This is a genomic window from Psychrobacter sp. AOP5-GZ1-6 (genome assembly GCF_052376345.1).
Lineage (GTDB): Bacteria > Pseudomonadota > Gammaproteobacteria > Pseudomonadales > Moraxellaceae > Psychrobacter.
On the sequence record NZ_JBQSVP010000073.1, the window covers coordinates 1 to 15,090 of the forward strand.

Here is a 15,090-nt window from a genome sequence, read left to right on the forward strand (position 1 = left end):
TAACCTCGGTATCAGCCAGTGCTGGTGTACATAAGCTTAAACTAGCAAGCGTAAAGAAGGTAAGGGAGCTAAGGTTCACTGGTTTAATCATAGATGGCTTCAGTTGTTTTAGGTAGCTAAAAAGGGTAAACAAAAGTATTATGCCATAGGTCGTTAACTATATAAATGTAGAGCTATCATTATATGAAATATTTAATCATTTTAAGCTTGTTTTTGACAATCATGCCTTCTGCACATGCTGTAGTGTCTACTGATGTTAGACAAGCCGTTGAAAAAATTATGAGTGTTTATTATAGTTCAAGCTATGACAAGTTGCATGGTTGCACCTTATATAATGACGGATCAGAAACCTATTGCCTTGCTCCTAAACACTATGAAGTCAAAGACATCGAGGGAGTAGATACTTTATATATTTTGGTTTCTGGTGATACAGTTGAAGATGGTGCACGAGTGACACCAGGACTTGGCGGTTTATTCATACTTTATAAATTAGGTAGTTCTTGGGTAGTATCTGCAAGCGAGCCTTACATAAGAAACGATGGAGCAGGTCGAAGTCAGTTGGTAAGTTTTGATTTGAGAGAAGTGGGTGACGATAGGTACGGTTGGGTAGGTAAGTTTTGTGGCTCTGGTGCAGGTGGTCAAACCAATTGTTCTTGGAGTATGTACACTGCTATGACAAGTGGTAAAATCGAAGAAGTGGCAAGATTGGATTTAGATTATTCATATGAGCTTATGAGTAAACCATCATATGGCGAAGCTGAAAGCGATGTTAGTATCAATACAGTTGGGGCTATGACTGGTGGCTTTTATCCCTTACAAGTTACTGTCGATTACGAGCACGGTCTTTATGATAAAAACTACGATCCAATACCCTCTAGCCTTGATAAAGGGACAGATAGCTTTGTAATAGAGTTCAACGAGCAGACACAGACGTTTAATTTGCCAGATGATAAAAGTTGAACTTAATGAACCTTATGTATTTATCAAATTGTAAGTAAAGTAGACCATAGATGAACTTTATTTTATATAGATACAATCAGTACTTAAGTCTAAAATATCTTCAAAAAAAGTAGAGTCGATCCGCTTTTCTAATCCGATCTTGAAAGTACCATGTGAGGAATAGCATATATCAAAATGATTTAATGGATGTTTCTTACCCGTTTCATGTTTTTCGTCATAATCATATCTAATGTATGAAGGCTCAAACTGGAATATCGTTTCTAGTATAGCGATACCCAAATCTATATCAATATCTAAATCAGATGAATCTACCTTATTCCAACCAATATAAAATTCAGTTAATGAGAGGCTTCTAATAAAATTATCATCTTGTAAAATGGCTAAAGCACTAGAAATTGCATAACTATCCAAATTATTGCCATTCAAAGTTCTTATAACAACTACCTTTTCATCTTGAATAGATACTAAGAAAGGATAAGCAACACTGAAAAACTTATCTCTACTATAGAAAAAAAGTCTCATTGACTTGTCAAACTTTAGCTTTAAAGTGGGTTTGCAAGGCACTGCTTTTTTTGTATTGATAAGTATATATCGAGATGATAATAAAACTACGCGAGCATAATCAATTTTATTCCTAATAGGTCTAAAAAGACTGTTCTCTTGAGAGTCATTAAGTGATAATTCTACTGTTTTCATAGCTAACCTATACAACGAACTCTTTATTATTATTTACAAATTTTATAAGTACGGTTTTATCAGATTCAGTTAGCCCTGTATTTTTTACCATATCTAAAAATTTATTACGATATTTTATTTCTATAGATAATTCATCAAATATCTCCATCATAATGTCATAGTGTGACTTTCGCTGCTTGATATAGTTAAATCTTGTTTGAATACTGATTTTTTCATCATTAGTAGGCTCATGAATCAACATTTCTTTATGATCAATTATGTACTGAAGACCTTCTGTCATTTTATCTGTTAAACCAGACCTTTCACCATGTTGAACTAGAAAGTAAGATTTAATGAATGAGCGAGTAAGCATTGTGTATAATGAGTTTCGATAACTATAGCTATCTGATATTCTATTTGTAATACAAATAACAAAAGGGAATTCCAATCCTTTAACGTTGTTTCTATTACTAATCAATACTTTGCCATCTGCTTTTTCTTTGGATTCATATGCTTTATTAACTTCCCATTTAAAGTTATTCTGTATTTCAAACTCTAAGATGTCAGCATTATCATATATGTTTCTTGAGTTATCTAAGAATATAATCCCGATATCGTCGGGTTTCACAGTTTCATTTTCACTAATTATTTCAGAAATTATATCTATTACTTTGTTAGATATAGAGTTTTTAGACTCTACAATTCTAATGCTTTCAAAGTCATCATCTAAGTCTTCAAACCGCTTTAGTGGCTCTCTACTTAAGAAATAGTTTAAACCTTCTATTCGAACATTATAACCACAGTCCCTCCATTCTTTTTCTTCAAGCCATCTAAGCTTATTTTTTTCAAAAAGCCCCATGCCCAAAGCATGTGCAAACATTAACGTTCTAGAATCAGTACGATAACATTTACTTAATAAAAAATCCGGTTCAATTGAACTTGTAATATTTTCATCAAAAATACTTTGAAAAACATCACCAGCAATATATAGGTTTTTTGCAGTAGCCAAATCACAAAGCCTGAAAAATTCATCATCAAAATCTTGGCTTTCGTCAATAAACATATAAGTAAAGGCAGGTATTATTTCGTCACCATATTTTTCTCTGATATCCTCTATAGCTATTTTACATGCTCTATCAAAGGACATTGCATTTGAAAAACTATTGAAAGGAATTTGATAGTGATTACAGATATAACTATACACTCCAGAATCTCTATCCTTACCTGAACCCCAAGAGTGTACGCACCATAATCTAGATTTCCATTCGATCTGTTGTTCAACTTTCATAAAGTTAAAGAACTCAGGAATCCTTCTTCTTATAGTATGGGCAAGAATTTTATTATGACAAGTGAATATTATTTTTGCATCAGGTTCTTTAATGTATAAATCTTTTAACTTATGCAAGAGCAACTCTGTTTTTCCTGTCCCTGAAAGACCTTGAATCTTTATATTTTTCTTCTCAGGATTTTTATATATAAACCGTGTTTGGTCACTATCAAATAACTGGATCTTCTGTTTTACTTTGTCGAGTAAGTTGGTAGGGACATTGTCTTTAACCCTATTTATATCGTTAATACTACCAATAAAAAGTGAAATCATAAGATCTACTTTTTTTGATTCTAAATCATCACTTAACTCGATATTTTGTAAAAGCGTAGGAATATCTTTAATTTTGGTTATTGATAGCTCTGTTTCTAGTAAACTTCCTCTCCAATGTCTTGACCTACCTATGACGCTCTTATACTGATATTTGTCAGATATAGAACTCAAGTCCTCAATGACATCTTCTACAAAATCATCATACAAGTCATTATTTTCATGATCACAGTTAATGATAGTAATTTTTTTCTTCGAAGAAAGAAGTATTAGGGCGTTATTGTACGAGTACGAATACTTATTATCAGTTAATGGTCTATCTAAGATATAAATTAGCGTTTTGTTACTACTTGCATAAGACTCTATAGAATCTATGAAGCTAGCATTACTAGAGTTTTTTTCTGCGCCTAAAAAAAAGTAGTCACTCATAACTTATATTCCTGAATAATATATTGACATAATAACTTAATAATCTTTAATGCGCCTCATCCCAGTTCTGACCACTATCAGTCTCAACCAGTAACGGTACTGCAAAGTCTACATTCCAACCTTTTTCGACAGCGGTTGTCTTTAATACATCTTGCATCGCATCGGTAATCAGTTGGCTTATCTCATCGACTTTATTCGCATCGACTTCAAACACCAATTCATCATGGACTTGTAGCAGCATTTTGGCTTGCTCTTTTGGCAGTACTTGATCGACGGCAATCATAGCCAGCTTAATCAAATCTGCCGCTGAGCCTTGAAGTGGCGCATTAATCGCAGCACGTTCTGCACCTTGTTTGACCATACGGTTACTGTGCGTGATATCAGGCGTATAGAGTTTGCGGCCCAATATGGTCTCGACATAGCCCTGCTCATGAGCGCTGGCACGGGTATTAATCATATAGTCTTTCACACCTGGGTAGCGCTCAAAGTACATGTCGATATAGTCTTGCGCTTCATTACGGCTCATCTGTAGCTGCTTGGCAAGTCCAAACGCGCTCATACCGTATAGCAGCCCAAAGTTAATGGCTTTGGCATTGCGGCGCTCGGTTGGGGTGACGTCTGCGACCTCTTTGCCAAGTACTTCAGCAGCAGTCGCCGCATGAATATCGAGACCTTCGTTAAAGGCGTGGGTTAAGTTTTTATCACCTGAGAAATGCGCCATGAGGCGCAGCTCGATTTGTGAATAATCGGCTGCGAGAATCACGCGACCCTCTGGTGCGATAAAGGCTTGACGAATCAGTCGACCAGTCGCGGTACGAATCGGGATATTTTGCAAGTTAGGATCAGTTGATGACAAACGACCAGTGCTGGTCAGTGCTTGATGGTAGCTGGTGTGCACTCGGTCCGTCTCAGCATCTGCGACATTATCCAATGCATCAGTATAAGTGCTCTTAAGCTTAGATAGACCGCGATATTCCAACGTAATATCTACCAATGGATGGTCGATTTTTGATAGGACCGCTTCACCAGTCGAGTATTGACCTGATTTGGTTTTTTTGCCACCAGCAACGCCGAGTTTTTCAAACAGCATTTCGCCTAGTTGCTTTGGTGAGCCAAGATTGAACTCTTCACCAGCGATTTCATACGCACGTTTTTCAAGCGCGATGATCTCTTCATCAAAGCGTTTTGATAACTCGTTTAGAAACGAACGTTTGATAAGAATGCCATTCGCTTCCATTTGGCATAGTATTTCAGCGGTAGGAACCTCTAACTCATGGAGTAGCTTGGTGTTATTGGCATCGTTCGCCAGCTCAACGCTGAATACATCAAACAACTGATAGGTAATGTCGGCATCTTCACAGGCATAGTCGCTAGCAATATCAATAGCGACTTGATCAAAGGTGACTTGTTTCGCACCTTTACCAGCGACGTCTTCATAGCTGATGGTTTGCGTTTGCAGGTAATGCCGTGCCAAGTCATCCATACCGTGACGAGTGGCGGCAGCATTGATCACGTAGCTGGCAAGCATGGTATCCATAGCCCAATTATTAGGCTGCTCATGAATAGCACCGATCAGATCAATATCGTAATGACTAAGAACGTGAGCATCGTATTTTAGATGCTGACCGATTTTGCCGATTTTTGAATTTTCTAAAATAGGTTTTAGGCGTGTCAACACCGTATCGCGATCGAGCTGTTTGGCCGTCAGCTCATCACCTTCTAGACTGTGCGTTAGCGGAATGTAATACGCTTCATGTGCTTGCGTAGCAAAGGATAGACCGACGATTTCGGCTTGACGCCAATTGATGCTAGTGGTTTCGGTATCAATGACGAAATGCGGTGCTGCTTCTAATGATTTAATCAAACTATCAAGCGCAGGCTCATCCAGTACAGTGTGCCACGCTCTATCAGGGTTGTGACCGTCTTTTATATTATCAATCTGATTTGACTGTAGCGACTTGGCGACTTGCGCTTGTGATTCGGCATTGGCTTGACTGTCAGCGACACTTTGTGAGCCGTTTGCATTGGCAGGATGATTTGGGTGGTCGAGCGACGCCAGCTCGTTTCTAAACTCAAGCTCATTATACAACTCGCGTAATTCGTCTATATGAGCACAAGGATCGGTATTGATTTTTAGATCGTTCCAGTCTTGACCGATACCTAAGTCTGTGACGATGGTGGCCAGTTTTCGATTAAAGGGGATATCGTCGGCGTGTTCAATCAGACCTTTGGCACCGCGCCCTTTGATAAAGCCAATATGCTTTAACATGTTACTGATATCACCGTACTCAACGAGTAAGTCTTTTGCGGTTTTCTTACCGATACCCGGTACGCCCTTAATACCGTCTGAGGCATCGCCCATTAGGGTCAAAAAATCAATCATTTGGTTTGGATTGATACCGAATTTGTCGATGACTGCTTGGGTGTCGGTAATTTTACCTGTAAAACTGTCTTCTAATATTACGCAGTCATTCACCAGCTGCATCATGTCTTTATCACCAGTTGAGATGACGACATGATGACCTTCGGCGACGGCACGGTGGGCAAGTGTACCGATGATATCATCGGCCTCTGCGCCTTCGATACGTAGTAGCGGAAGACCTAACGCTGTGACTAAACGATGAATATAAGGAATCTGCTCTACCAGCTCTACGTCGATGGGCGGGCGAGCGGCCTTATAATCAGCAGACATATGATGACGAAAAGTCGGTGACTTGGTATCGAAGCAGACCGCCATATGGGTAGGGTGATAACGGCGCATCAGCTTGAGCAGCGCATTGAGTGTGCCACGAACGGCATTGGTGATCAGACCCTGTGAGTTTTGCATGGTTTTGGGTAGCGCATGATAGGTGCGAAACAGATAATAAGAGCCATCAACCAAGATAAAAGGTGGTTGGTTTTTATCGACATGACTGGTATCCATCGTCGCGACATTAGGCATATCATCAAAGTTTGGCAGTGCTTCAGGATCAAGCGCTTGGTGTGAATTGTGCTTGTTATCGTTATCGTCAGTATGGTTAGGCGTATGGTCAGTCATAAGGGTCACTTATCAGCTATTAGATAAAAATATAGGCTTATTATAACGATAAAATCAGCGTGTGCCGAACTGCTTAACCGTTACGAGATATTCAATATGTTTTATTAGAGTAGCTGATTAGGGCGTGTTGAACATTCAAATGTGGTGCTGGCAGTGACTATTTTTTAGACAATATGCAGTGAAATTTTTGATACCTAGTCATTCTAGGTTAAACAATTTCGCCATGTATTGGCAAAAAAGAGTACTGCCCTCCACTCGAGCATAGCTCTCGCCTTGCAAACGGGCAAAGCAGTGCTTTGCTGGATCCGTTCTCAAGGCTGATGCTAAAATGCTTCCAAACATTTTTGCAAACGTTGTTACAAGCCTAGTTAAGGTCTCGACATTATCGTCGGCTTGCGCCTAGTTTGGTGCAATTTTAGCGATCAGCAGCCCTAATGTTTGAATGTTCAACACGCCCTAATGGCACATAAAAAAAGAACCCAGCGTTAACTGAGTTCTTTATTCTTTTAGCTGACTTGATAATCAAGCTGCTTAAGCGCTGCGCTTGTATTATTTTACTTCTGACGTCACTTCGACATCGATGTTGCCACGCGTGGCTTTTGAATATGGGCAGATTTGATGCGCTTTTTCGACCAGTTGCTGAAACTCATCAGCAGACAGCTCTGTGTTTTCGCCAATGACATGGATTTTAGCGGCTAGCTTATAGTCGTGTCCTTCGCCTTGTAGCAAATCGACTTCTATCCGAGTGGTTGAATCAAACTTTGCTTTTTCCATTTGCTTGACAGCGCCAAGTGCCCCGTCAAAGCAAGCGCTATAACCAATCGCAAACATCTGCTCTGGGTTATTGCCTTCTTTTCCAGAGCCTGGTGGTACCATGTTGATGCTAAGATCGCTGTCGCTCAAGCTGGCTGAACCTGCACGGCCGCCAGTCACACTTGCTTTGGTAGAGTATAAAGTTTTCATAAGATATCCTTTTTTGTTATCAGTTTTTATGATTAAACGGTAAGTTTTAGATTGTCATTTAGCGTAACAAACCGTTGTCCCGACTATGTACGAGTCGTAAGTAAGTATATTAGGCCAGTTGCAAGTATATACTGTGAATTTGTAATTTTGATGACTATTGTTTTTGACGACTATCGTTAAAGAACTCTAAAACTAATATTGATTGAATTTAGGACATGCTCTGTTAGTCATCTTATATTCAAGATGTATTGGGTAGAAAACAATTCAGCGTTCTCGCTGCTTTGGGTATGGTAATCAAGTTCTTGGTTATACAAATTAAAATTTGGTTATTAGACGGCGGTTTTTGTGCGCTAATTCTGCATCATGATGCTAAATCCGCTACAATATGCCCATTATTTATTCTATGTATTTAGATTACTGTCTAAAAGACAGCCTTTTTGAAGTTAAGGTTGAAGCCAAAAATTATGAGCGTAGATCCAAAGAAACTAAACAAAGAAGTTGCCAAACGTCGCACCTTTGCCATTATCTCGCATCCCGATGCTGGTAAGACCACAATGACTGAGAAGTTGTTGTTGTGGGGGCAAGCTATTCAGATAGTGGGTGAAGTTAAAGGTCGCAAGACGGATCGTCATGCCACATCAGACTGGATGAGCATGGAACAAGAGCGTGGTATCTCGATCACTACCTCTGTCATGCAGTTTCCCTATAAAGACCATGTGGTCAACTTACTGGACACACCAGGTCACGCCGACTTTAGTGAAGATACCTATCGTACCTTGACCGCTGTAGATAGTGCGCTGATGATGGTGGATGGTGCTAAAGGTGTCGAAGAACGAACCATCAAATTGATGGAAGTTTGCCGTATGCGTGACACGCCAATCATCTCATTTGTCAATAAGCTTGATCGCCAGATTCGTGAGCCTCTTGAGCTACTGAGTGAGATTGAAGCAGTACTAAAAATCAAATGTATACCAGTGACATGGCCTATCGGTATGGGTCAAGATTTTGTTGGTGTCTATCATTTGACCGAAAACAAAACTTACTTTTATGAAAAAGGTAATGGCGGCAAGACGACCATTTCTGAGGTCCGCGAAGGCTATGATTATCCAGATATTCGTGAGCGTTTGGGTAAGCTGATGTTTGATGCTTTTGAGGAATCACTTGAGCTGGTACAAATGGCGCTAGAAGAATTCAGCGTAGACGAGTTTTTAGCGGGCGAGATGACGCCAGTGTTGTTTGGTACCGCATTGGGTAACTTTGGCGTCAACATGGTACTGGATACCTTAGTCAAATACTCACCGCCGCCAAAAGCGCATCCAACCAATGAGCGTGAAGTGGCAGCGACTGAGACGGATTTTAGTGGTTTTGTCTTTAAAATTCAGGCCAATATGGATCCGCGTCACCGTGACCGTATTGCTTTCTTACGAGTCTGCTCAGGCAAGTATGAAAAAGGCATGAAAATGAAGCATGTACGCTTGGGTAAAGACGTACGTATTGCCGATGCCTTGACCTTTTTGGCCGGAGACCGCGAAGCATTAGAAGAAGCGTATCCGGGTGATATCATTGGTCTGCATAACCACGGAACCATCTCAATCGGTGACAGTTTCACCGAAGGCGAAGCGCTGAATTTCACTGGTATTCCACATTTTGCGCCTGAGTTGTTCCGCCGTGTCGTTCTAAAAGATCCGCTTAAGTCCAAGGCTTTACAAAAAGGTCTGCAGCAGCTAAGTGAAGAGGGTGCAACACAGGTCTTTATGCCGCAGATTAATAACGATTTAGTTTTAGGTGCGGTTGGTGTGCTACAGTTTGAGGTGGTCGCGCATCGTCTCAAAGAAGAGTACAAAGTACAATGTGTCTTTGAGCCGGTATCTATTGCAACAGTACGCTGGATTCACTGTGACGATGAAGTGGCACTAGCGAAGTTTAAGAAAAAAGCCCATGACCAACTATCATTAGATGGTGGTGGTTATTTGACGTATCTTGCGCCATCACGAGTCAACTTGCAGCTGATGCAAGATCGCTACCCAGAAATCACATTTAGCAGTACTCGTGAGCACTAATTGCGTGAGCGTTAGTTTGTAGCGTAGATGTGGCTGATTTCGTTGCATTACCATTTGGTGAGTAGGCAGTCTTTAGCGAATAAACAAACAAAAGGACACGCTTGCCGTGTCCTTTTGTTTGTTTGTGCTTAGCGCCTTAATATAGGATTATTGCTAGCAAAAACAAAACAGTGTTTCAACACGAGAGGGCACAGGTTACGGTACACTAGTATAGTTGAAACATTCTAAAATGAATACAGGGCTGCCGACTGCAGATGATAATCTCGTTTATTTAGTGAGGATGAAATAGTAGCGGTTTAGTCGTTCACTGACTATTTTTACCATGAAGATAGGCCCTAATCATTATCAAGCACACTTTAAAAAATTACAGTTTATGACACAGGATAAGTAAGTATGAACACTCAAGCTCAGTCAATAACGTTATTTTGTGGCAAAAGAGCAGCACACCTTCATACCAAACCTCGCACGATATGGTCATTGAGTATGGTATTGCTCTTGAGTGCCGCGAGCTTGACTGCCAATGCTGACTCCAGAGTTAATAATAGCAATGAAACAACCTATCAAAATAGCTTAATCAATAATAATGATTATTTGCATTATAGCTTGCCAGATGCCTTAAAAACGCAGTGCATCGAGCACAATAACTGCCCAAAAATTGAGATTGAATATCTCAAAACCAATCAACAATGGATCAACAGTATTGTTAATACGCGTATCAACACTTTGATTGTAAACAATGGTGTCAGTGAGTCAGGTCCTGTAGCCACCACTGTCAGTAAACAAGCAGTAACACAAGCACTGACGGATTTTGCTACTGCGCAGTTTACGGATTTACCAGTAGATAGCTCTCTCGCTTATCAGCTAATGGTGACTCCTACTTATCTGGGGCACATTGGTAAGTTTGAGCTGTTCGAGATCAGTACTTATGTTTATACCGGTGGTGCACATGGAATGCCGTATAGCGAATACCTGATGTTTGATAGCAGTACCCAAAAGCAAGTTACCTTAGATGATATGGTGCCTGAGCCTAAAAAGTCGCGCTTTAAGGCGTTGGCGTATGACAGCTACAAAGCATGGGTAAAAACGATTGACGAAGATGTCAGTAGCTACGAAGAGACTTGGCCATTTGTATTGAGTGACAATGTGATCTTGACTGATCAGGGAATCGATATTCAGTATCAACCTTATGCTATCGGTGCTTATGCTTACGGTATGCCAACACTCAGTATTCCGTATAGTCAGTTGACAGGTATCCTTAATCCTGAGTTTATGCCTAAATAACAACAATATGATACCAAGGCTAGGTTTTTTTCTTATTTCGAAAACAGTGATAAAAATAATAGCCAAAATCACGTAAAAATGAATCATTAGGAGTACGATTATCATGACTACTTTAGAAGACAACGATACGCTATCGACCAATAATTCTACATGGCAGCTTAACGCCTTAACAGAAGCGCTTGGCGACTTAACCTTAACTGTCGATGACAGCTTGTCCATTGGACGCGGCAGTGATAATGATGTGGTACTCGGTAGCAAGCAGGTATCGCGTAATCATGCGGTGTTAAGCCTATTAGATGGTCAGTTATATGTGAAAGATTTGAACTCATCAAACGGTACTTTTATCAATGAGCAGCGCATCGAGGGCAATCAATCTAGCCTATTACAAGCGGACGATACGATTGGTTTTGCAAGCTTTCGCTTTCAGGTGAAGGCACCAGTTGCTGCGCCAGAGAATAACTTGTCAGCACCAGTCGCACCAGATGATGTAGCAGTTAGTAAGGAAGTAGATACTGAAGCTGCGTCTGCTGAGAGTATTCTTAAAGAAGATGAGTTTGAAGAGTATATTATCGAACATTCAGCCGTCGATGAGCCTGTCGTAAAAGAAACGGGTATCGATGACGTTTTATCAACCGTAGAAAGCGTATCATCCGCAGAAGAGGTAGAGTCAGCACCAGTAGAAGATACCCCAGAGCCTATAGTAGAAGAAGTAGTGCTAGAAGAGTCAGTGAGCACAAAAGCAGTAGCTGAGCCACAAGAAGTGGCAACGATGGAGCCTGAGTCGCCAGCAGTCGCTGAGAGTGAGCCATTAGTAGAACGGCCTGTAGCAACTGAAGGGGCTGTGTATGAAGAAATAAATGAAGCAGAGGTTGTGGATGAGAAGCCAGTAGTCGAACCAGAGCATGACAAAACGACAAAAACGACACTGCAAGAAGAAGCAGATCCTGATATCTTACGTGCCAAGCAAGCAGCCACCGCACAATTTTCAGGCACCGCAGATCTAGGTCAATCTCATGATCTTGGTACAGAGGGTAATAGTGCGAAAGATCAGGAAGTGACTAATCTAGCTAATACAGGACAGCCTGAGAAAAAACCAAGCGGTGGTTGGTTTATATGGGTATTTATTATCATTGTTATTGTTGCATTAGCGTTATGGTTTTTTAATAAAGGTACTGTATAACCTGAATTTACGTTTATATCCGTTTATATTTATCACGGCTTAGCCGTAAAAGTGTGTGCTTAGTGCATTAGTATTAGCGTCAACATTCAGTAGAGTGTTGACGCTATATTTCATTTGTATTTTTGGCAGTCAACGGTAGCCATTTTTATTGATGGTACGGTTTCTATTGTTTTTATCTTTTGCCAATATTTTGTTAAGAGAGCTTTACTATGATGACCTTTGAAGAATATCAGTCTTTTAAAGACCGTGGCTTTAGTCATGCACCGCTGGTCAAAAAACGCTTAATGGATGCGCAGACACCAGTATCTGTATTTTCGAAAGTACGTGATTTAAACGGTTCAGCATATTTATTTGAGTCAGTCGTAGGTGGGGAGCGCTGGGCAAGATATTCGATGATTGGTTTGGGTAGTGATCTGATTTTGCAATATACAAACGGTAGTATGACGGTCAAAAAAAATGATCATATTGATGTCCATACAGTTGATGATCCGTTTGACTATATTCGCAAGCTAATGGCACAGTATAAGATGCTAACCGCAGAGGATGTCACTGCCTTACCGAGTTTTAGCGGTGGGTTAGTAGGTTACTTCGGCTACGACATGGTTCGCGTCATAGAACCCAGCGTGGGGCTGTCTGAAGCACCCAACCCCATGTCGATGCCAGACATGTGGTTGATGCTTTCAATGAACGTGATTGTTTTTGATAGTTTAGAAAATACATTATCTATTATCGTCTATGCTGATTGTAATAGTGAAGATGGCTACGGTGCTGCTATCCGTGAACTCGAAAAAATTGAAGATAAATTAGCAGAGATGCCAAACTTGAGTGCGCCGGTGATGCCAACACCGACATTTACCTCACAAACAGGCGCAGAAAAATACTGTAACGATGTCAATAAAATAAAAGATTACATCTTAGCAGGTGATGTCATGCAAGTTGTCCCTGCACAGCGTTTGACCGCTGATTATAAGGGAGATTCACTGGCTGTCTATCGTGCCCTGCGCTTTTTAAACCCATCACCATATTTGTTTTTGGTACATGGTTATACCCTTGATGATCATAAACGCTTTGATATCATCGGTGCATCACCTGAAATATTATCACGTATCGAAAATGGCAAAGTAACGGTGCGACCATTGGCGGGTACTCGTAAACGAGGACAGAACGAAGTAGAGGATTTAGCGCTTGAAGCGGATCTACTCAATGATAAAAAAGAAGTCGCCGAACATTTAATGCTTATTGATTTGGGTCGTAATGATATTGGCCGTGTTTGTGAATACGGCAGTGTCAAAGTCACCGAAAAGATGTTTATTGAGCGCTACTCACAAGTGATGCATATTGCCTCTAACGTTGAAGGACAGGTATTGCCTGATAAAGATGCTCTAGATGTTTTTTGTGCAACGTTTCCAGCGGGTACTTTATCAGGAGCGCCCAAAATTCGTGCTATGCAAATCATTGATGAAGTAGAGCCAGTACGTCGAACCGTCTTTGGCGGCTCAGTAGGCTATTTGGGCTGGCATGGTAATATGGATACTGCCATTGCTATTCGTACCGCCGTGATGCGTCGTGGAAAAATTCATATCCAAGCAGGTGCAGGCGTCGTCGCTGATTCTGTACCAAAAGATGAGTGGGATGAAACTAATAAAAAGGCATTGGCGCTACTAAAAGCTGTAAAAATGGCCTGTAATGGTTTGCGAATCCGTTAACTACTTCTGCTAAAAAATACAAATAGTAATTTTAATGGTAAAAACAGCTATTTGGGTTTAGAAAAAATATTAACATAATCAATAGCTTGAATATTATTATAAAAATAATTAAAAAAAAGATGAAAAAGAGCTTGCGCATCTCAAAATATTTGATAGAATAGCCACCACTTTAGAGAGAACAAGCCGACTTAGCTCAGTTGGTAGAGCAACTGACTTGTAATCAGTAGGTCGCCAGTTCGATCCCGGCAGTCGGCACCATCTCTTTCAAAGTAGCTTTTTATGAATTTGTCTTAAATAAAAGTCATTTTTGTTCAAAGCACCCTAAGGTGGGATTGGGGAGCGGTCAAACCCAACAGACTGTAAATCTGTCGCGAAAGCTTCGAAGGTTCGAATCCTTCTCCCACCACCATATTTTCTAAGCTTTTCATAGCGCCAAGCATGCTCTATATACTTACAGACTCTCGATTAGAGTTAGTTAGAATAAGAGTAAATGCGGGTGTGGTATAATGGTAACACCTTAGCCTTCCAAGCTAATGACGCGGGTTCGATTCCCGCCACCCGCTCCATATATACACCATCGCAAAATTTATCAATAATACATCACGATAACCAGTTTATGACAACTGTATCGTGATATTTTTTTTAGTAAATATACAGATTGTATGCTGTAGTTATTAAAAACATGCTCATATAGCTCAGCGGTAGAGCACTCCCTTGGTAAGGGAGAGGTCTCGAGTTCAATTCTCGATATGAGCTCCATTTATTGTTTAATTCTTTTGTGTTTGCTTTGCTATTTTCACATAGAGTAGAATCGATATCGAAGATATAGGATATTGAATATTATAAATACAGTGTGGTAATTGATGATTTAAGGGTGACACTGAGGTGTTGCCTTTTAGTGCTGTCAATTTGTTAATAAGTAACAAGCCTATTTGACAGACTTTTTTTATTGATGACTTACAGTAAAATAAAGTAGTGCAACAGCGATGCTATATAATAGCTTACGATGTTCAACAGATTGAAAAGTAAGTATAATGTGTATATGTATGAAACTTAAAGGTTTGAATGCATAGACAGTAGCGAGCGAAATTGCTAAAGCATTTTAGTAGATAAGCCATAGCGTCAACGGTTTGATGGTCTTACTTGCATCATGAGCCGTCAAACAGCTATTCACTGATCTTTGATTGATAAAGATTCACCAA

General features: G+C 40.2%; 9 protein-coding genes and 4 tRNA genes. 9 read left to right on the plus strand and 4 right to left on the minus strand.

Going from position 1 to position 15,090, the window contains the following annotated elements; genetic code table 11:
* Nucleotides 1-183: 183 nt before the first annotated feature.
* Nucleotides 184-960, plus strand: a complete 777-nt coding sequence (locus tag ACT3RN_RS10070; protein ID WP_444518598.1) for a hypothetical protein — start codon at nucleotides 184-186, stop codon at nucleotides 958-960.
* Nucleotides 961-1,017: 57 nt separating this feature from the next.
* On the opposite strand, the gene ACT3RN_RS10075 is transcribed toward ACT3RN_RS10070, so the two are convergent.
* The 4 genes from ACT3RN_RS10075 to ACT3RN_RS10090 all read right to left on the minus strand — a co-directional run bounded on the left by ACT3RN_RS10075 (nucleotide 1,018) and on the right by ACT3RN_RS10090 (nucleotide 7,661).
* Nucleotides 1,018-1,656, minus strand: coding sequence for a hypothetical protein (locus tag ACT3RN_RS10075; protein ID WP_444518599.1), 639 nt, complete (start codon nucleotides 1,654-1,656; stop codon nucleotides 1,018-1,020).
* Between the two features lie 7 nt (nucleotides 1,657-1,663).
* Nucleotides 1,664-3,661 carry a DEAD/DEAH box helicase gene (locus ACT3RN_RS10080; protein ID WP_444518600.1) on the minus strand — a complete coding sequence of 666 codons (1,998 nt, stop codon included), beginning with the start codon at nucleotides 3,659-3,661 and terminating at the stop codon, nucleotides 1,664-1,666.
* A gap of 46 nt (nucleotides 3,662-3,707) precedes the next feature.
* Complete coding sequence (polA, locus tag ACT3RN_RS10085) at nucleotides 3,708-6,602, minus strand: DNA polymerase I (RefSeq protein WP_444518605.1); 2,895 nt, start codon at nucleotides 6,600-6,602, stop codon at nucleotides 3,708-3,710.
* Nucleotides 6,603-7,247: 645 nt separating this feature from the next.
* Nucleotides 7,248-7,661 (minus strand): Ohr family peroxiredoxin, encoded by a 414-nt coding sequence (locus ACT3RN_RS10090; protein WP_192520394.1) that lies wholly within the window; start codon nucleotides 7,659-7,661, stop codon nucleotides 7,248-7,250.
* Nucleotides 7,662-8,125: 464 nt separating this feature from the next.
* Between ACT3RN_RS10090 and ACT3RN_RS10095 the strand changes: the two genes are divergently transcribed.
* From ACT3RN_RS10095 to ACT3RN_RS10130, 8 genes are all read left to right on the plus strand, one after another.
* On the plus strand, nucleotides 8,126-9,721 hold the full coding sequence (locus ACT3RN_RS10095) for a peptide chain release factor 3 (protein ID WP_444518601.1): 1,596 nt from the start codon (nucleotides 8,126-8,128) through the stop codon (nucleotides 9,719-9,721).
* A 393-nt stretch (nucleotides 9,722-10,114) separates the two neighbouring features.
* The gene (locus tag ACT3RN_RS10100; protein WP_444518602.1) at nucleotides 10,115-11,002 is read left to right on the plus strand and encodes an RsiV family protein; all 888 of its coding nucleotides are present in this window, start codon (nucleotides 10,115-10,117) and stop codon (nucleotides 11,000-11,002) included.
* A gap of 103 nt (nucleotides 11,003-11,105) precedes the next feature.
* Complete coding sequence (locus ACT3RN_RS10105; RefSeq protein WP_444518603.1) at nucleotides 11,106-12,182, plus strand: FHA domain-containing protein; 1,077 nt, start codon at nucleotides 11,106-11,108, stop codon at nucleotides 12,180-12,182.
* Between the two features lie 209 nt (nucleotides 12,183-12,391).
* Nucleotides 12,392-13,888 (plus strand): anthranilate synthase component I family protein, encoded by a 1,497-nt coding sequence (locus ACT3RN_RS10110; protein WP_444518604.1) that lies wholly within the window; start codon nucleotides 12,392-12,394, stop codon nucleotides 13,886-13,888.
* Nucleotides 13,889-14,070: 182 nt separating this feature from the next.
* Nucleotides 14,071-14,146, plus strand: a tRNA-Thr gene (locus ACT3RN_RS10115).
* A 67-nt stretch (nucleotides 14,147-14,213) separates the two neighbouring features.
* Nucleotides 14,214-14,297 (plus strand) — tRNA-Tyr (locus ACT3RN_RS10120).
* 83 nt (nucleotides 14,298-14,380) lie between these two features.
* Nucleotides 14,381-14,454: transfer RNA gene (locus ACT3RN_RS10125), tRNA-Gly, on the plus strand.
* A 118-nt stretch (nucleotides 14,455-14,572) separates the two neighbouring features.
* A tRNA-Thr gene (locus ACT3RN_RS10130) sits at nucleotides 14,573-14,647 on the plus strand.
* The last annotated feature ends 443 nt before the right edge of the window (nucleotides 14,648-15,090 follow it).

Coding starts and splice junctions, on each gene's coding strand:
- ACT3RN_RS10080 (WP_444518600.1), bottom strand. CDS start 3,661: ATGAGTGACTACTTTTTTTTAGGCGCAGAAAAAAACTCTAGTAATGCT.
- ACT3RN_RS10110 (WP_444518604.1), top strand. CDS start 12,392: ATGATGACCTTTGAAGAATATCAGTCTTTTAAAGACCGTGGCTTTAGT.
- ACT3RN_RS10090 (WP_192520394.1), bottom strand. CDS start 7,661: ATGAAAACTTTATACTCTACCAAAGCAAGTGTGACTGGCGGCCGTGCA.
- ACT3RN_RS10105 (WP_444518603.1), top strand. CDS start 11,106: ATGACTACTTTAGAAGACAACGATACGCTATCGACCAATAATTCTACA.
- ACT3RN_RS10095 (WP_444518601.1), top strand. CDS start 8,126: ATGAGCGTAGATCCAAAGAAACTAAACAAAGAAGTTGCCAAACGTCGC.
- ACT3RN_RS10075 (WP_444518599.1), bottom strand. CDS start 1,656: ATGAAAACAGTAGAATTATCACTTAATGACTCTCAAGAGAACAGTCTT.
- ACT3RN_RS10070 (WP_444518598.1), top strand. CDS start 184: ATGAAATATTTAATCATTTTAAGCTTGTTTTTGACAATCATGCCTTCT.
- polA (WP_444518605.1), bottom strand. CDS start 6,602: ATGCCTAATGTCGCGACGATGGATACCAGTCATGTCGATAAAAACCAA.
- ACT3RN_RS10100 (WP_444518602.1), top strand. CDS start 10,115: ATGAACACTCAAGCTCAGTCAATAACGTTATTTTGTGGCAAAAGAGCA.